14 protein-coding genes are annotated in these 17,263 nt (G+C 69.1%); 2 read left to right on the top strand and 12 right to left on the bottom strand.

The features are described from left to right. Window positions 1-2 precede the first annotated feature (2 nt). The 3 genes from alr to EV644_RS44670 form a co-directional block, all read right to left on the bottom strand. Complete coding sequence (gene alr / locus EV644_RS22650) at window positions 3-1,151, bottom strand: alanine racemase (protein WP_132190693.1); 1,149 nt, start codon at window positions 1,149-1,151, stop codon at window positions 3-5. A 15-nt stretch (window positions 1,152-1,166) separates the two neighbouring features. Next, a complete protein-coding gene (locus EV644_RS22645) occupies window positions 1,167-1,808 on the bottom strand; it encodes an HAD family hydrolase (protein WP_241998634.1) in 642 nt (213 codons plus the stop codon). A gap of 75 nt (window positions 1,809-1,883) precedes the next feature. Beyond that, a complete protein-coding gene (locus EV644_RS44670) occupies window positions 1,884-3,095 on the bottom strand; it encodes a glycoside hydrolase family 12 protein (RefSeq protein ID WP_158292906.1) in 1,212 nt (403 codons plus the stop codon). Between the two features lie 394 nt (window positions 3,096-3,489). Between EV644_RS44670 and EV644_RS22625 the strand changes: the two genes are divergently transcribed. Beyond that, complete coding sequence (locus tag EV644_RS22625) at window positions 3,490-4,260, top strand: META domain-containing protein (protein ID WP_241998631.1); 771 nt, start codon at window positions 3,490-3,492, stop codon at window positions 4,258-4,260. A 71-nt stretch (window positions 4,261-4,331) separates the two neighbouring features. Here the strand turns inward: EV644_RS22625 and EV644_RS22620 are convergent, their stop codons facing one another. The 3 genes from EV644_RS22620 to EV644_RS22610 form a co-directional block, all read right to left on the bottom strand. Then, on the bottom strand, window positions 4,332-7,400 hold the full coding sequence (locus EV644_RS22620; protein ID WP_132190690.1) for a PIG-L family deacetylase: 3,069 nt from the start codon (window positions 7,398-7,400) through the stop codon (window positions 4,332-4,334). Window positions 7,401-7,475: 75 nt separating this feature from the next. Next, window positions 7,476-8,888 carry an NAD(P)H-hydrate dehydratase gene (locus EV644_RS22615; protein WP_132190689.1) on the bottom strand — a complete coding sequence of 471 codons (1,413 nt, stop codon included), beginning with the start codon at window positions 8,886-8,888 and terminating at the stop codon, window positions 7,476-7,478. 1 nt (window position 8,889) lies between these two features. Continuing rightward, entirely contained in the window at window positions 8,890-9,240 is a 351-nt protein-coding gene (locus tag EV644_RS22610; protein ID WP_132190688.1) for a holo-ACP synthase, read from the bottom strand. A 93-nt stretch (window positions 9,241-9,333) separates the two neighbouring features. Here EV644_RS22610 and coaA point away from each other — a divergent pair, with 93 nt between their 5' ends. After that, entirely contained in the window at window positions 9,334-10,287 is a 954-nt protein-coding gene (gene coaA / locus EV644_RS22605; protein WP_132190687.1) for a type I pantothenate kinase, read from the top strand. A gap of 11 nt (window positions 10,288-10,298) precedes the next feature. On the opposite strand, the gene EV644_RS22600 is transcribed toward coaA, so the two are convergent. From EV644_RS22600 to EV644_RS22575, 6 genes are all read right to left on the bottom strand, one after another. Continuing rightward, window positions 10,299-11,489, bottom strand: coding sequence for an MFS transporter (locus tag EV644_RS22600; RefSeq protein ID WP_132190686.1), 1,191 nt, complete (start codon window positions 11,487-11,489; stop codon window positions 10,299-10,301). A 68-nt stretch (window positions 11,490-11,557) separates the two neighbouring features. Further along, window positions 11,558-12,841, bottom strand: coding sequence for an aminotransferase-like domain-containing protein (locus tag EV644_RS22595; protein ID WP_132190685.1), 1,284 nt, complete (start codon window positions 12,839-12,841; stop codon window positions 11,558-11,560). Further along, complete coding sequence (locus EV644_RS22590) at window positions 12,841-13,896, bottom strand: alpha-hydroxy acid oxidase (RefSeq protein ID WP_132190684.1); 1,056 nt, start codon at window positions 13,894-13,896, stop codon at window positions 12,841-12,843. Before EV644_RS22590 ends, EV644_RS22595 begins: the two co-directional genes overlap by 1 nt. Next, window positions 13,889-14,653, bottom strand: coding sequence for an alpha/beta hydrolase (locus EV644_RS22585; protein WP_241998629.1), 765 nt, complete (start codon window positions 14,651-14,653; stop codon window positions 13,889-13,891). The genes EV644_RS22590 and EV644_RS22585 overlap by 8 nt, the downstream gene beginning before the upstream one ends. A 185-nt stretch (window positions 14,654-14,838) precedes the next feature. Next, the gene (locus tag EV644_RS22580; protein ID WP_132190683.1) at window positions 14,839-16,047 is read right to left on the bottom strand and encodes a cytochrome P450; all 1,209 of its coding nucleotides are present in this window, start codon (window positions 16,045-16,047) and stop codon (window positions 14,839-14,841) included. Then, the gene (locus EV644_RS22575) at window positions 16,044-17,258 is read right to left on the bottom strand and encodes a cytochrome P450 (protein ID WP_132190682.1); all 1,215 of its coding nucleotides are present in this window, start codon (window positions 17,256-17,258) and stop codon (window positions 16,044-16,046) included. The genes EV644_RS22580 and EV644_RS22575 overlap by 4 nt, the downstream gene beginning before the upstream one ends. Window positions 17,259-17,263 lie beyond the last annotated feature (5 nt).

Here is a 17,263-nt window from a genome sequence, read left to right as displayed (position 1 = left end):
GGTCACCTCCCGCTGTCGACGTACCGACGGGGGATCCGGGCGCCCAGTCGGGTGACGATCTCGTAGTTGATGGTTCCTGCCGCATCCGCCCAGTCGTCCGCGGTCGGCTCGCCACCGGTACCCGGCCCGAAAAGCACGACCTCGTCGCCTGCCGCGGCCTCGGCGTCCTCGAGATTGACCACGCACTGATCCATGCAGATCCGGCCGACGATGGTACGACGCGCGCCCCCGGCCTGGACCGGCGCACCGTTCGACGCGTGCCGCGGCAGCCCGTCGCCGTACCCGAGCGGGATCAGCCCGAGCGTCGACGGACGGGGCGCCGTCCAGGTCAGCCCGTACGACACCCCGGCGCCGGCCGGGACCCGCTTGACCATCGCGAGCCGCGCGCGCAACGTCATCGCCGGCCGCAGCCCGAGCTCGGACGACGGCAACTCATGCCCGAACGGCGACAACCCGTACGTCGCGATGCCGGGCCGGACCAGGTCGAAGTGCGTCTCGGGCAGAGCCAGCGTGCCGCCGGAGTTCGCGAGGTGACGAAGTGGCGGCTCGACCCCGAGGGACGCCGCGATCTCCACCGCCGACTCGAACGTCGCGAGCTGCGCCTCGTTCGCCGCGCTCTTCGGCTCGTCCGACGAGGACAGGTGGGACCAGATCCCAGTGATCTCCAACCGGCCGGCCTTCACCTCGCGCAGGGCAGCACGGATCAGCGCCGGCCATTCCTCCGGTACTGCGCCGCCGCGGCTCATGCCGGTGTCGATCTTGAGGTGCACCCGAGCCGGCCTGTCCGTCACCCCCGCCGCGAGCTCGTCGATCTCCCACGGCGCGGCGGCGGACAGGTCGATGCCAGCGGCAATCGCCTGCTCCAGCGGCTCACCAGGCGTGGTCAGCCAGCAGAAGATCGGACCGGTGTCGCCGGCCGCACGCAGTGCCAGTGCTTCCTCGAGCACGGCAGCCCCGATCCAGTCGGCACCGGCTTCCCGGGCAGCGCGAGCGACGGGGACCATTCCGTGCCCGTAACCGTCGGCCTTCACGACCGTCATCAGCTGGGCAGTACCGACGCGCGCACGCAGCGTGGCCACGTTGTGGCGGATCGCACCGAGGTCGACAACCGCCTCAGCACGAACGTTGGAGGACTCTCGGGGCTCAGACATAGCCCCTCCAGTCTCTCAGGCGGTTTGGATGAGGGTCGGCAGGGCGGCCATTTCGTGGAACGTTGCGGTTGCGGCGGCCAGCTTCTCAGGGGCGGTCATGGCGGCGAAGCCGAAGACCTTCATGCCCGCCGCGTTGGCCGCGGCGACTCCGAGCGGGCTGTCTTCGACGACGACACAGTCGGTCGGCTTCACGCCCATCGTGCTCGCCGCGTGCAGGAAGAGGTCGGGCGCGGGCTTGCCGTGCCGCACATCCTCCGAGCTGAAGATCCGGCCCTCGAACCGCTCCCAGAAACCGACCGCGGTCAATGCGGTGTGGATCCGCCGGTGGGTGCCGGAAGACGCCAGGCAGTAGGTGATGCCGTCCGCGTCCAGCTGGTCGAGCACCTCGCGGACACCGGGGACCGGCTGGAGGTGGGCGAAGCCGTCGAAGAGTCGCTGGTGGTAGCGGTCCTCCAGGTCAGCGGGCAGCGGCGAACCCAGTTGCGCCTCGGCCTTCTGCCGCATCGAGACCATGCTGCCGCCCATGAAGTCCCGGACCGCCTCCTCGAACGTGTACGGCAACCCCGCCTCGGTCAGCAGTCCGGCCAGGATCGTGTTGGCCAACCGCTCCGAGTCCACCAGCACGCCGTCGTTGTCGAAGATCACCAGTTCAGTCACAGCTGCACCCTATGCAACGCGGCCGCCGTGACGTCGAGCGTCACGGCGGCCGCGGGGAGCGCGAGAGCGAGGCGGTCAGTTCTCCTGGATGGAGAAGTCGTTGAAGTTGAAGCGCTGCTTGGTGTTGCCGGTGGACACGACCTCGACGCCGAAGTCGACCTGCCAGGTCGTGGCCTTCGGGGCCCAGCCCCGGGAGACCATGTCGTTGAAGAAGCTGGCCAGCGGCATCGTGCCGGACTTCTGGGTCACCTGGGACACGTAGGCGGTGTAGCCGTCCTGGTGCCAGACGTCGTAGGTGAAGCCACCGAACGCCACGGTGCCGACCTTCCGCCCGGCCGGGACCTGGCCCTTGTTGTCGGTCCAGATCATCAGCTCGTTGTTCAGACCGTCGCCGATCCACGCGTCGAACGCGACGTTGTAGATGCAGGCCGCGCAGTTGGCGGGGGTCGTCGCGGCGAACTTGGCCGATTGGATCTTGGACAGCGGGACGTCGCTGTAGTCCTTGTGCACGTTCGGGTACGCCTGGACGCCCTTGTCACCCGGCAGCGGCTGAGTGACGTCGACGTACCAGCTGTTGTAGTTGCAGGCGCCCAGCGAGTAGGTGCCGTTGTCGTTGTTCCACATGTTGTTGTGGACGTAGTACGCGCCGAAGGTCCGGCCATCGCCCTGGTTGTTGCTCGAGGTGGTGGTCCACACCGGGTTGGTGCAGGTCCCCACCGGGCTGGTCGTCGACGTCGGGGTCGATGTGGTGGGGCTGGCGGTCGGCGTCGACGTGGTCGTCGGGGTCGACGTCGGCGTCGTCGTGGTGGTGGTCGGGGTCGGGGTGCTCGCCGGCGGCTGGGTCGGGGTTGTCGTGGTCGTCGGCGTCGGGGTGGTCGGCTGCGCTGGAGCCTCGGCGAAGTCGTAGTGCGCGGTATAGCGCACCTTGGCCCCGGCGCGGTACTTCTCGCCGTTCCGGGTGAACGCCCGGAGGCGGTAGGTCTTGTCGTTGGTCTGGCTCGGGTCGATCGAGATGATCGCCGGTCCGGCCGCGGTCGCCGTGATCGCGGCCGGCTTCACGCCGAAGCCGTGCACGACGGTACAACCGGAGGACGCGTCCAGGACGCAGGTCTCCACGCGGCCGACGCTCGGGAGGGTCGAAACCGTGCTGTCCGCGGCGGTCGCGGTCGCAGCGACGGGAGAATCCTTGGCCGCCTGAACGGCGATCGGTGCGGCTACCAGCGCACCGAGGGCAAGGAACACCGCTGGGATGACGAGGCGGCTTCGGGCAGTTCGGATGGGGGGCATGCGAAACATTCCTCTGCTCGACGGGCCACCACTGACTGCCCCAGCACTCCAGCGATGGCCCACAAAAACTCTTCTGTTGGATCCCCAGAAAGGCCAGGACAGCCGACGCCCCCGAAGCGCCGATCCGGTCCCGGCAGACCGGCGATGAAGGCTTGCCGGCCATGTCGTTCTCGTTCGCTCTCGCGCGTACGGCGGCCGACGTTATCCAACCGTGATCCGAAAAGCCAACCCGGGGTACCCCCTTTCACGCAGCGTATCCGAGCCGTTCCGGGCCTGGCGCCGGACGACGTCCAACCCGTCAATCGCAGCCACGACGGCCGGATTCGAGCGCATCTCGGGGCGCCCGAGTCGGCTGCAACGTCTGGAGGGGCTGGAGCGTCCGTAGGGTGTGAGGATGCGGATGATCGCCGTCGCTGGGGCCGGGTTGCTGCTGACGCTCGCCGGCTGCGGGGACGAGTCGAGTGCGGGCGGCGGGTCACTGAAGGGCAGGTCGTACCTGTCCACCGCCGCGACGGCGGACGGGAAGCCGATGGAACTCGTCGCCAACACGCGGATCCGGATGCAGTTCACCGACGACGGCCGGCTGATCGCGGACGCCGGCTGCAACTCGATGGGCGGCAAGGTCTCGACCGACGGCGGGAAGATGTCGGTCCAGGATCTCGCGATCACCGACATGGGATGCGACGCGCCCCGGCACGCCCAGGACGACTGGCTGGCGAAACTCCTGCAGGACGAACCGGCCTGGAAGCTCGAGGCGGACAAGCTCAGCGTGTCCAATGGCGGTACCGAACTGGTCCTGCAGGATCGGGAGACCGCGGAGCCCGACAAACCCCTCGACGGCACCAAATGGTCGCTTGAAACGGTGATCGCCGGGGAGACCGCCTCGCACTCGGTGGGTTCGGAGAGGTCGTACCTCACCATCAGCGGCGAACGCGTCACCGGATCGACGGGATGCAACGACCTGCAGGGCATCGTGGCGCGGACCGGCAACAAGCTGACCTTCGGCGAACTGAGCGTCACCCTCAAAGCGTGCACGGGGGACGCCGCCGCTTTGGAGAAGGCGGTCCTGGCCGCGCTGAAGGGCGAGGTGAGCTACAGCATCGAGGCGAACCGCCTCAAGCTCCGCACCCCTGACGGCAACGGCATCGACCTCACCAGCAACTGACCCGCAGCCGGCACCGAGGCAACTGACCGAGGCCCGCAGCCGGCGGCGAGGCCGTCGGCTGCAGGTCGGGCTCAGCGGCTGAGTTTCAGGTCGAAGGCCTGGACCTCGTTCTGGGGTGTTTCGAACGAGATGAGCAGGTGGCCGTCGGCTGCCAGTTTCGCGCGCTGGGCGGCGGTCAGCGGGATCGAGAACTTCTGCACTCCCCCGGTGATCTGCTTGCTGTCCTGCTTCACCAGGTGACCGCTCAGGTCCGGCGACCAGGCAGGAATCCCGCCATCTGTGACAGCACACGGCGTCAGCCCGTAGTCCGGCGCGGGATCGGCCGCCGGCGAGCAACTCGTCGTGTAGACGGGGATCGCGCCGAGCTCACCACTGGTCAGGAACATCCGAGCCGTCCCGGAAACACTTGACGACGTAACGAGTTCCACCGAGCTCTCCCCCAGCCGACCGGACAGAACCTCGAGCCCCGAGGTCGGGACGCGCCCCGAGATCGGTACGTCGTTCCTCGCCGACTGCGCGATCGTCTGCGGCGAGAGCGCACCGTTCAGGTTCGGGCTCGACACGTTCGGCGCGGACGGCGTGGTCGGCCGATCCGCCGGCGGGGTGTACCCGGGCATCGTCGCCCGTCCCCAGCGATACGGATCCGACTGGACCGAGCCGAGCGCGGACCACCCGAGCCGCGTGCTCATGTCGATGTGCCGCAGCGTCGTCGTCCCGGCCGCCGAGGTGTCGTCGTTGTCGTACGGCGTGATGTTCAGCCCCAGCTTCGCCGGATCCACCGCCGCGGGCAGGTCGGCCAGCGGGATCTTCACCTCGAGGTCGTACCCGCCACCCGCATACGCGTGCGGAGTCGTGGTCTCGTTGGTGCCGACCCACGTCGCCGTCGAGGCCACCTGTACCCCGGGGGCGTTCGGCGCATCGCTGACCGTGCCGGCCAACGGACCCGTCGAGTAGCCCTGGTGGTTGTCGGCGTCGCGCGACCAGCACGGCCCGTTCGCGCCGTTCCCGTTGCTCGCACTCGGGTCGTTCGTGAACGGGAAGATGCCGAGCTTGAAGGTGTTCGCGGTGTCCTTCAGCACCTGCGACGCGGTACCGCGCGGGTCGAGCAGGATCTCGACGGAGTCGGCCTGCCAGTGGCCGACGCACTCCTGCGGGGTGACGGCGTACGACTGGTAGTCGTCGCGGATGTGGATGAAGAAGTAGAGCGCGTCCTCGGACCAGCTCACCTTGGCCGTGCTGCCTTCGCCGGTCGGCGAGACCCCACAGTCGTCGACACCGGTGCACGTCGCGGCGCCCTGCCAGATCCGGCCGAGGTCGAGCGTCGGACCGGAGTACTCACCGGGTGCTGCGGTGCCGTCGACGACCGGAGTCGTCGTGGACTGGGCGATCGCGGTCGACGGGACCAGCGACAGGGTGAGCGTCTCGTTGCCCGTTCCGGCTGGTGCGCTGTAGGTCGTGGTGATCGGGATCGACACGTTCTGCGTTGCAGGCAAGGCCGTATCGGTGTTCGTGACCTGGAAGGTCACCGTGGTCTCGGCGCCCGGCGCCAACGCGGAGTACGGCTTCGAGGTTGCGTCGGCGGTGAAGTTCGCGGGCAGGGTGAGGCCGACTGTGCCGCTCTGCGGCTGGTTCGACCAGTTGTGCACGACCACCGGCACGGCGAGCGTGCTGCCGATGCTCATCGACTGGATCGCCGCCGACCGGCCGAGCCGGATCGCCTGCGGGGCCGTGTCGGCGAGCCACTCGTCGTACTCCGCCCAGTTGCCCCAGCGCTCGAACCGACCCTCCGTGGGCGAGACGATCCGGACCACGTTGTCCGTGTACCCCGTCTCCGCCTGGCTCGTGTAGAGCGCGGAGATCTTCGCGTTCTGGTTGACCGGAGCCGTCGCGCTCGGAGTGACGGTGAAGGTCACCGTGGTCTCCTGCTTGTCGGACACCGCGCCGACCTGCTTCGGCCCGTCGACCGTCCAGCCCGCCGGAACCGTCAGCGCGACCTTGCCGGGCTTCAACTGGCCGGAGCCGGCCTTAAGGTGCAGCGTCGCCTGGAAGGGTTCACCGGCCACGTTGAGGAACCGCGAGAACGTCAGATACTCCAGCGTCCCCTTCGGCAGCCCACCCGGATCCGCCTCGGTGGCCCCGAACAGGATCGCGTCGTCACGACCGGCCGCCGGGTTCGCCGTACCGTCAGCGGTGTTCGGCTGGAACGGGACGAACGACTGCGTCATACCGAACCGCGAACAGGCCGGCGCCGAGGCGCCCTTGAACATCACCCGGCTCTGCGTCGGGTACGCCGCGCGCCCTTCGTCCGCGACCTGCTGCCAGATCTTCGCCGACCCCACCGGCTTCCCCTGCAGGTTGCCGGTCGGCCACTTGTACTGCGAGTCGTACCCGGTCCAGACTCCTGCCACCGTGTCCAGGTTGGTGCCCGGCGTTGGGACGAACCCGGTGGTGCAGTTGGCGGCGGTGGTGGTTCCGCCGGTCCCGGTGGTGCTGCCGCCGGAGAACACCTTCTTGACCTGCCAGGTGCTCAAGGCGTCCGGTCCACGCAACTGCTCGGGGAACTTCGTCGGGTCGGCCGCGGCCAGCACGCCTTCCCAGATCAGCCGGCCCGCCTGCTGGTGGTTGCCGTGCCCGGCCGCGAGCGTCGGGGTGAACCCGATGTAGATCTCCGGCTGCGTCGTCCGGATCACCCGGGTGACGCGGCGCAGCGTCTCCTCCTCGTCCCAGAAGTACTGCGTCAGCGGCGCGCTCTGGTTGTAGAAGAAGTCCACCCGGTCCAGGTTGAAGATGTCGAGCGTGCCGGACCGGTAGTGCGCCACCCGGTCCTCGTTCTCCCGGCGCAGCCCGAGGTCCGGGCCGAGCTCGGTGCCGACGGCGTTGCCGCCGCCCTCACCGCGGGTCACCATGATCACGCCGCACTTCACGCCGTACAGCTGATGCCAGACGCCGCACGGCCCGATGATGCTGGTGTCGTCATCGGGGTGCGCCCACTCCCCCATCACGTCGATCTTGGTGTCCCGATCGGCCACATAGTTGCCCTCCGACCCGTACTGCGGCGGTGGGCCGGCCTCGGCGGGAACACTGACCGCAAGACCAGTGAGCAGGATCGACGCGGCAAGCAGACTGAACAGACGCTTCATGTGCGGACTCCTCGGGCGGTGGAGGCACTGGCCGGGCGTGACTGCTCGTCCCGCGCAGACGCGCCCTCATCCGTCCTACCCGCCGGAATCTATTTCAAGCAACACCAGCCGCGTGGCTTCCGCAACCTTCCCCGCAACCTGTATCGCCGTCGCCGGTCCGCCGGCCGACGCGAGGTTGGCCGCCGCCGCATGCAGATAGGCGCCGACGCTCGCCGCGTCCAGGGGATTCAGCCCGCCCGCGAGCAGGGAGCCGCAGAGGCCGGCCAGCACGTCGCCGGCGCCGGCAGTCGCAAGCCAGGCGGTCGCGTTCGTGTTGACACGGACCTCGCCGTCGGGCCGGGCGATCACCGTGGTGGAGCCTTTCAGCAGGACCGTCACGTCGAACTGCTCCGCCGCCATCCGTGCATGCTTCAGCCGCTCCGCTTCGACGACCGTCCGCTCTACACCCAGCAGGCGCGCCAGCTCGCCCGCATGCGGCGTGATCAGGACCTCGTCGTGGTCGCCGGACTCGTCGAGGGCCTTCAGCCCGTCCGCATCCAGCAGAACCGGCTCCTCGGCGTCGAGCAGCTCGCGCACTTTCGCGACGTCCAGCTCGTCGCCGAGTCCGGAGCCGACCGCCCAGGCCTGGACTCTGCCTTCGCCGGCTACTACTTCCGGGTGGGCGGCGCGGACTGCTTCGGCGACGGAGTCGGGGCCGATGTAGCGGAGCATGCCGATCGGGCCGGCGAGGGCTCCGGTGGCGGCGATGACCGCGGCGCCGGGGTACTGGCTGGAGCCGGCGATCAGGCCGAGCACGCCGCGGGAGTACTTGTCGGACTCGCCGCGCGGTAGCGGATAGAGGGCGCGGACGTCGGCGGTCTGGAGGGATTGGACCCCGGCCGGTGGCAGGTCGAGGCCGATCTCGACCAGGTGGACCGGGCCGCAGGCTGCTGCCGCGGGGTCGATGAGGTGGCAGATCTTGTGGGTGCCGAAGGTGACGGTGAGCGCGGCCTTCACGTGCTCGGTCGGAGTCTCGCCGGTGTCGACATCGACGCCGGACGGCATGTCGACGGCGACGATCGGTACTCCGTGCTCCTCGGCTGCCTGCACGGCGGCGAGGGCTTGTGGCTTGAGGCCTGGGCGGCCGCCGATGCCCACGATTCCGTCGACGACGACGTCCGCTGTGGCGATGTCCTCGGTGGACCCGACGCGGCCGCCTGCGACGAGAAGAGCCGCGAGCCCAGCCGGATGGGCCTTGTCGGAGAGCAGTACGGCGATCACGCCGGCGCCGCGTCGAGCCAGCTTCTCGCCTGCGTAGAGAGCGTCGCCGCCGTTGTCGCCCGAACCGACCAGCAGCACCACGCGAGCGCCGTACACGTGGCCGATGAAGTTGCTGATGGCAACGGCGAGGCCGGTGGCGGCGCGTTGCATCAGGGTGCCTTCGGGGAGCCGCGCCATCAGCTCGGCCTCGGCCGCGCGGACCTGTTCGACGGTGTGGGCGTGGCGCATCTCAGCCCTCCAGGATGACGACCGCCGACGCGATGCCGGCGTCATGGCTCAAGGAAAGGTGCAGGCTCTGGACACCCAGCTGGGATGCCTGCGCGGCGACCGTGCCGGTGATCTCCAGCCAGGGCCGGCCGGTGTCGTCGGTCCGGACCTCCGCGTCGTGCCACTGCATCCCGGCGGGGGCGCCGAGCGCCTTGGCGAGCGCCTCCTTCGCGGCGAACCGCGCCGCCAGCGAGGCCGGTGGCTTCCTGGCCTCGGTCTCGGTGAAGACCCGGTCCCGCAGCCCCGGTGTCCGCTCGAGGGTCTTGATGAACCGCTCGACGTCCACCACATCGATTCCGACGCCGACGATCATGGGGTTCCTGATGTGACAACTGACACACCCGCAGTCTGGTAGCCGCACATGCCGGTCAGCGTAGCCGGGGCATCTGTGGGAAGAATGGGTGCCATGCTGCAGCCGTCGCGGGAGGTGACCCCGTACACCGAGCTCGATCGCGCCGCCTGGGCACAGCTCGCCGAGACGACCGAGTCACCGCTGACGGCCGAGGAGATCGAGCGGCTGCGCGGCCTCGGCGACGAGATCGACATCGAAGAGGTCCGTGAGGTCTACCTGCCGCTGTCGCGGATCCTGTCACTCTATGTGAGGCACGCCCGCGCGCTGCACTCCGACACCGAGTCGTTCCTGGGCAAGCCGACCGTGGCCCGCACCCCGTTCGTGATCGGCATCGGCGGGTCCGTTGCCGTCGGCAAGTCCACCACCGCCCGGTTGCTGCGCGAGCTGCTGGCCCGCTGGCCCGAGCACCCCCGGGTCGCCCTCGTCACCACCGACGGGTTCCTCTGGCCGAACGCCGAGCTGGAACGCCGCGGCCTGATGCAGCGCAAGGGATTCCCGGAGTCCTACGACCGCAAGTCGCTGCTGCGCTTCGTGGTCGAGGTGAAGTCCGGGATGGACAACGTCGAGGCGCCGGTCTACTCGCACCTGCACTACGACCGGATGCCGGGTGTCCGGACCACCGTCGAGCAGCCCGACATCCTGCTGCTCGAAGGCCTGAACGTGCTCCAGCCCGCGCCCCGGCACGCGGACGGCAAGAGCGGCCTCGCGGTCAGCGACTTCTTCGACTTCTCGGTGTACGTCGACGCCGCCGCCGACGACATCCGGTCCTGGTACGTGCACCGCTTCCTCAAGCTCTGGGAGACGGCCTTCCGCAACCCCGAGTCGTACTTCGTCCGCTACGGCGAGCTCAGCCGGCAACAGGCGATCGCCAAGGCCGAGTCCCTCTGGGACGGCATCAACGGCCCGAACCTGCGGGAGAACATCCTGCCCACCCGGTCCCGGGCCACCCTGGTCCTCCGCAAGGGCGCCGACCACGCCGTCCGCTGGGTCCGGCTGCGCAAGCTCTGACCCGGGCTGGTTCAAGCGGAAAGTGACGCCTTCGCTGCCGGGATGACGGCCACGGCCACGATGGTGGCGGTGACGGCGAAGGCCACGGGGTAGCCGACGCCCGCGACCACCAGGCCGAAGAGAATGGCGCCGATGCCCCAGCCGCCGTCGTACGCGAGATTCCACAGCGCGCTGACCTGGCCGTACCGCGACTTCGGCGAGCGGTCGTACATGGTCGCCAGCGTCAGGTTCTGCGCGGCGCCGAAGCCGATGCCGAAGAAGGCCGAGCCGACGATGACGGCCACCGGGCTGCCGATGAAGATCAGCGATGCGGCCCCCAGAGCGGCGAGCACCAGCGCCGGCGCCAGCAGCTTCACCGGGCCGAACCGGTCACCCAACCGGCCCGCCAGCCAACGGGCGGCAGGAGCGGTGACGGACTGGATCAGCAGCGCCACGGCGACCACCGCGTGACTGTGCGCGGCCAGCGGCAGGAAGGTGACACTGATGCCCGCGGCAACGGTCACGGCCGCGAACACGAAGGTCGGCATCAACAGCCCGCTCCCCCGCAGCCCACCCAGCACCTTCACGTGCTGCTCCTCGCCGGCGCCTTCGGTACTGCGCTGAGGCATCCCCGGCAGAGTGGCCAATCCCGCCAGCGACGCGACCGCGGCCAGCACGAACAGCACCTCGAAGCCGACCACGTTGGTCAGGTAGACCCCGAGCGGCAGGCCGATCCCCGCCGGCAGGCCGACCACGATGCCGTAGATGCCGAGGCCCTCGCCGCGCCGATGAGCTGGGGTGATCTCGGCGACCAGGGCGACCGCGCCGACGACCAGGATCGCCAGGCCGGCTCCTCGCACCACGCAGACCGCGAGGACCAGGGGCAGCGACGAGGTGACCACCAGGACCAGGGAAGGCGCGCCGAGCAGGATCAGCCCGAGGCCGAGCGTGCCGCGGTACCCGAAGCGGACCAGCATCGCCGGGACCAGCAGTTCCATCGCCACGGCCGAGAGCATCATCGCGCCGGTGGACAGGCCCGCGCCGATCCCGCCGGACCCGCTGGCCGCCAGGTAGAGCGGAACCACCGAGGTCAGCAGGTACATGCTCAGCCCGGAGCCGAACACCATCACCAGCAGCCGCGCGAACTGCGGCGTGACAAGCCGGTCGGTGGTACCGCGGACCGGAGTACCGAGGGTCTGGATCTCACAGGCGATGTCAGTCATGACTTCACCGTAGGAACAGACCGGTCTGCTCTACAGATCCAGTTCCGGGCGCCGGGAGAGGACCAATTTCAGAGGTGGCCGGCGATCAGGGCCGCCAGGCGGTTCAGGCCGGCGTCGATCTGGGCCGGGGTGACCGCGCTGCAGGACAGCCGGAGGGCGTTCACCGGGGCGTCGCCGTCGTAGAAGTGGCTCATCGGGGTCCAGAGCACGCCGTACTCCTGGGCGGACTTCTCCAGCAGCGCGTCGTCGACCGGGAACGGCACGGTGACGACGACGAAGAACCCGCCGGACGGCACGGTCCAGGTCACCTCGCCCCCGGGGAACCGCGTGGCCAGTCCGTCGGTGAGGGCACGCAGGTTGGCCGCGTAGACAGTTCGCTCGCGCTCGTTCGCGGCGACCAGGCTGCAGCCGCTCTCCAGCAGTTTGCCGCCGATCACCGCCTGCGCGACGGCCGAGGTGTTCACCGTCACCATGCTCTTGATCTTCGACAACTCGTCCGCGAGCAGCCCGGTGCTTCCGTCCGGAGACGCCACGGTCTGATCGGCCACCACGTACCCGACCCTGGCTCCGGGCAAAGCGGTTTTGGCGAAGGAGCCCAGATAGATCACTCGCCTGTCGGTGTCCAGGGCCTTCAGCGTGGGCACGCGGTCCACGCCGGTCGCCGGGAACAGCCCGTACGGGTTGTCCTCGAGCAGCAGGAGATCCTGTTCCGCGGCGACCTCGAGCAATCGCCGCCTGGTCTCCAGGTCCAGACTGAGCCCCGACGGGTTGGCGAAGTCCGGCATCACGTAACAAGCGCGCGGCCGCAGTCCTTCAGCCCGCGCGGACTTCACCACCGCGACCAGATCCTCCAGATCCACCCCATCGCTGCCGCCCGCAACGGGCAGCACCGGGAGATCGAGCAGCCGCGCGGCGCCGGTGATCCCGACGTAGGCGGGCGAGACGGCCAGCAGCACATCCGCCGGATCGGCCCGGAGTGCCCGGAGCACCAGGACCATCGCCTCCTGGCAGCCCACCGTCACCACGATCGCCTCGGGGTCGACCTCGATCCCCTCGTCGATCGTGAGGTTGCGCGCCACCAGGCGATGCACGATGCCCTTGGTCCGCCCGTACTGGAAGACGGTCCGCCGGACAGCAGCCGCGTCGTACCCGAGTTCGTCGCGGAGGTACCGGGTGAAGGTGTCCAGATAAGAGTGCAGGTCCTCCAGCGCGTAGAACTCCTCGTACGGACGGCCGGCCGCGAGCGAGATCGCGTCGGGGTAGTGGTTCGCCACCTCGTTGAGGAAGTTCATCGAGGTCAGCGCCCGGTCGGTGAGCGAGCCGTGCAGGTCCGCCAACTGCAGGTCGGCCATCAGATCCTCCCGGTCGTCAGCCGCCCGGCGGCCGCGAGATCCGCGCACCCGGCGAGCAGCATCGCATCTTCCAACTCCTTGCGGAGCAGCCCCAACCCCTCTGCACACGCATCAACGGCCAGCGCCCACAGCAACGGCCGCCCGACCAGTACTGCGGACGCTCCGAGCGCGAGTGCTCGCAGTACATCGGTGCCGCTGCGTACGCCACTGTCCACGAGCACCTGGCAATGCTTGCCTGCAGCATCCACCACAGCGGGTAGAGCGTCGATCGAGGCGACGGCTCCGTCGAGCTGCCGGCCACCGTGGTTCGACACGACGATGCCCGCAGCACCGATCTCGACAGCTCGTACGGCGTCGCGTGGATCGAGAATGCCCTTGACCAGAAGGGGAAGCTGCGTCCTCGATCGCAACCACTCCAGATCCTGCCACGAGACGGCGGGCTCGAAGGCGGAGGCGGTGTGAGCTGCGACAGCCGAGAGACCAGGGACCCCGACGTGGGCCTCGGTGGCGGCATCGACCAGGTTCGCGGCGACAACATCCGGCGGCAGAGCGAACGAGTTGCGCACGTCGCGCAGTCGCCTGCCCATCACCGGCACGTCGACGGTCACCATCAGCGCCGTACAACCGGCAGCCTCGGCGCGGTCCACCAGAGACTCCATCAGCAGGCGATCTCTCAACCAGTACAGCTGGAACCACGAAGGGCCGGTCCCGGCGATCTTCTCCAGCGGATAACTGCTCAAGGTGCTGATCGTGTAGGGAATGCCGGCGTCGGCGGCTGCTCTTGCCAGCAGCAACTCCCCCTCGGGATGGAGCAACCGCTGGTAGGCCATCGGAGCCACCACCACGGGCATCGACGCACCACTGAAGGACTGCCAGGTGGTGTCGACAGAAGTGATCCCGCCCAGCACGCGCGGCGTCAAGGTCACGGAGTCGAAGGCCGCCCTGTTCAAGTGCAGCGTCGTCTCGAAACCGCTGCCTCCGGCAACAAAATCCCGCACAGCCGATGGGAGTACCGCAGCAGCCAACTCCTCATAATCAGTGAGAGAGTCAGCCATCGAAGGTCCTGCGGAGCCAGGTGGCGGCTTCGCTGATGGCTTTGCGGCCACCGTCGAGGACGCCGGACATCGCGAAGAACCCGTGCACCATCCCGTCGTACCGGCTGAGCTCGGTCGGGACGCCCGCGGCGTACAGCTTCTCGGCGTAGAACTCGCCCTCGTCGCGCAGCGGGTCGTACTCGGCGGTGATCACCAGTGCCGGCGGCAACCCGGCATGCGACGTGGCCAGCAGTGGCGAGGCGAGTGGGTTGAGGCCGTCGGCGGAATCGGAGAGGTAGTGCTCCCAGTACCAGCCGACCGAGGTCTTGTTGAAGAGGAACGGATCATCCCCCGCACGCATCGAGGCGGTGTCCGAGCCGTACAACGTGTTCGGGTAGACCAGCAGCTGCCCAACGAGCGATGGCCCGGATTCTCTGGCCAGCAAGGTGGTCGCGGCCGCGAGGTTGCCCCCGGCACTGTCTCCGCCGACCGCGATCCGGTCCACGTCGACCTGGAACTCCGCAGCACGAGCGACGATGGACTGGGTCGCCTGGTGGCAGTCGTGGACAGCGGCGGGGAACGGGTTCTCCGGCGCCAGGCGATAGCCGACGGTGATCACCTGACAGGGCACGGAGTTCGCGAGTTGACGACAGATCCCGTCAGCCGTGTCGATGCTGCCCAGGGTCCAGCCGCCGCCGAAGAAATAGACCAGCGTCGGCAACGGCCCGTCGCCCTCGGGCCGGTAGATCCGGAGCGGCAGTCCCGATTCGGCCAGCACGACGTCCTCGACGTGGTGAACGTGCTCGACACCCCCCCGCGGCCCGGATGGACGCCAGATCGGCTGCCCGGGCTTCGGCGAGAGTCTGGGTGTACAACTGCGGCACATCGCCGGCTTCGCGCTTCGCGCGCATCGCCTCGACCTGTGGATCCAACGGCACGACGAATCCCCTCATCCAGCGACGGTCAAAGGCCCAGTGAAACAGGCATGGTGGCGAAGCCACGCAGCGCGAGTCCCGCGCTCTGCACGGGCGGCTCGGCCAGGGCGAGATCCGGGAACCGCTGGAACAACCGCGGCAACGCGAGGCGTCCCTCCGCCCGGGCAAGCACTGCTCCGATGCAGAAGTAGGCGCCGGCGCCGAAGGTGATGTGCCGCTTGTCGGGCCGCTCGGGATCGAACACCTCGGGCGACGGAAAGCGGGCCGGGTCACGGTTCGCCGCGCCGAGGATGACCAGCACCAGGCCGCCCCGCGGTATCACGACTCCACCGACCTCGAGATCCTCCGAGGCCGTCCGGACCACCAGTTGCGCGGTCCCGTCGTACCGGAGGACCTCTTCCACACAAACCTCGGCGACAGCGGGATCGGTGGCCAGCGACTTCACCAGGGCAGGGCGTTCGAGCAACGGCGGCAGCGCGTTGCCGAGCAGGTTGATGGTGGTGACGAAGCTGGCGTTGAAGAGCACCAGCAGGTTCCCGATCAGCTCCTCGTCGGTCAGTTCACCTTCCCCCGCGTCGATCACCTGGACGAGCCCGCTGATCAGGTCGTCCCCCGGTGACACCCGCCGCTCGGCGATCAGCGCCGCGTAGTACGCGCTCATCTCGGTGGCCGCCTCGTTGGCGGCGGCAACCTTCTCGGGCGTTCGGCCGCCGAAGTCCAGATAGTCCTCGACCCGTTGCACCCGGGTCCGGAACCAGTCGAGATCGGGCGAGGGGATGCCGAGCAGCGCACTCATCACCCCGGCCGGCAGCAGGTAGCCGAACTCGGCGATGAAGTCGACCGGACAGTCCGCGCCGAGCGACGCGAGCCGGTCCAGCAGGGAATCGGTCAAGGCGGTGATCTGCGGTTCGAGCGCGGCCACGCGGCGCGGGGTGAAGGCTTGATGGAAGGCCTTGCGCATCCGCCCGTGGTCCGGCTCGGTCCGGAACATCATCGAGTTGCTCAGCGCGGTCGTGATCGGGTCGGCGTCGGCCGCGGGCGGCGGACCACCCTTCACGAAGCGCGGGTCCCGCAGGATCTGATCGACCGCCGCGTACCCGTTCGCCACCGCGGCGTACGCCGGACTGGCTGGCGTCAGGTTGACCGGCCCGAGCTCATGCAGCCTTGCGTACAAGGGATACGGCGCCCGGCGGCCGTCGTCGGTCTGCAGCTCGGCGAGGAGCTCGTCGGCCGTCATGTTGCCACCGGCATCGACTTGTAGCCGCGCAGGAACTGCTGCGGGTTGCGCACGGGGTCGCCGGCCGCGCGCAGCGACGGGAACCGCTCGAGCAGTTGCGGGAAGGCGAGCCGTCCCTCGGCCCGGGCCAGCGCGGCACCGAGGCAGAAGTGCGGTCCGGCGCCGAAGCTCAACGGCCTGATCTCCGGTCGCCCGGCATCGAAGACCTGAGGCTCCTCGTAGCGGCGCGGGTCCCGGTTGGCGGCGCCGAGCATCACCAGCACCAGTTGCTTGGGCGGGATCACCGTGCCGGCCACCTCGGCCTCCTCCGCGGCGAATCGCGCGACGAACTGCACTGGCGCCTCGTACCGCAGTACCTCTTCCACGAAGTTGTCCGTGTCCGCCCGGCGCAGCGCGGGGTCGTCGAGCAGCAGCCGCATGCCGTTGCCGATCAGGTGGATCGTGGTCACGAAGCTGGCGTTGAAGAGCACCATGAGATTGCAGATCAGGTCGTGGTCGGAGACGTCGTGCTCGCCGGCGTCGATGGCCTCGGCCAACTGGCTGATCAGGTCGTCCCGCGGCTTGGTCCGCCGCTCGGCGATCAGCGACCCGTAGTACTCCGACAACTCGACGGTCGCCTGATCCGCGGCCGCGAGGATCTCGTCGGACTTGCCGGTCACGTCGAGGAAGTCGTTGATCCGTTCGACCCTGGGCCGGAACCAGGCCAGGTCCGCCTGCGGGATGCCGAGCAGGGCGGCGACCACGCTGCTCGGCAACGGGTAGGCGAACTCCGTCATGAAGTCCGCCTGCCCGTCGGTCGCGAGCCGGTCCGCCAGTCCGTCCATCAGGCCGTCGACCAGCCGGCTGACATCCGGTTCGAGCTGCGCCACCCGGCGCGGCGTGAACACCTGGTGGAAGAGCCGCCGGGCCTGCGAGTGGCGGCTGCCGTTGCTGTACATCATCGAGTTGTTGAGCACCGCGAGCAGCGGGTGGTCGCGCCAGGCCGGCCCGCTCCGCTCGTCGGTGTACGCGTCGTCGGTGACGCGGAACCGTGGGTCGCGCAGGACCTGGTCCGCGGCTTCGTAACCAGTGACCACCGCCGCGTAGGAGCCGGTGCCGGCAAGGAGCGACACGGGGCCCAACCGGTGGAGCTCCGCGTAGTACCGGTACGGATCGTCCAGGCCGGCTTCGCTGAAGAGTCCCTTGAGCACCTGATCGGCGGCGGTGGTCACTTCGA

It is taken from the genome of Kribbella orskensis (genome assembly GCF_004342085.1).
Taxonomy (GTDB): Bacteria; Actinomycetota; Actinomycetes; order Propionibacteriales; family Kribbellaceae; genus Kribbella; species Kribbella orskensis.
Note: the sequence above shows the minus strand (reverse complement) of the source record. Positions and strands in the feature narration are given on the sequence as shown.

Excerpts from the sequence above, each read along its gene's own strand:
- EV644_RS22580 (WP_132190683.1), bottom strand. The coding sequence starts at position 16,047 with ATGACGGCCGACGAGCTCCTCGCCGAGCTGCAGACCGACGACGGCCGC.
- EV644_RS22595 (WP_132190685.1), bottom strand. The coding sequence starts at position 12,841 with ATGGCCGACCTGCAGTTGGCGGACCTGCACGGCTCGCTCACCGACCGG.
- EV644_RS22620 (WP_132190690.1), bottom strand. The coding sequence starts at position 7,400 with ATGAAGCGTCTGTTCAGTCTGCTTGCCGCGTCGATCCTGCTCACTGGT.
- EV644_RS22625 (WP_241998631.1), top strand. The coding sequence starts at position 3,490 with ATGCGGATGATCGCCGTCGCTGGGGCCGGGTTGCTGCTGACGCTCGCC.
- EV644_RS44670 (WP_158292906.1), bottom strand. The coding sequence starts at position 3,095 with ATGCCCCCCATCCGAACTGCCCGAAGCCGCCTCGTCATCCCAGCGGTG.
- alr (WP_132190693.1), bottom strand. The coding sequence starts at position 1,151 with ATGTCTGAGCCCCGAGAGTCCTCCAACGTTCGTGCTGAGGCGGTTGTC.
- coaA (WP_132190687.1), top strand. The coding sequence starts at position 9,334 with ATGCTGCAGCCGTCGCGGGAGGTGACCCCGTACACCGAGCTCGATCGC.
- EV644_RS22600 (WP_132190686.1), bottom strand. The coding sequence starts at position 11,489 with ATGACTGACATCGCCTGTGAGATCCAGACCCTCGGTACTCCGGTCCGC.
- EV644_RS22615 (WP_132190689.1), bottom strand. The coding sequence starts at position 8,888 with ATGCGCCACGCCCACACCGTCGAACAGGTCCGCGCGGCCGAGGCCGAG.
- EV644_RS22610 (WP_132190688.1), bottom strand. The coding sequence starts at position 9,240 with ATGATCGTCGGCGTCGGAATCGATGTGGTGGACGTCGAGCGGTTCATC.
- EV644_RS22590 (WP_132190684.1), bottom strand. The coding sequence starts at position 13,896 with ATGGCTGACTCTCTCACTGATTATGAGGAGTTGGCTGCTGCGGTACTC.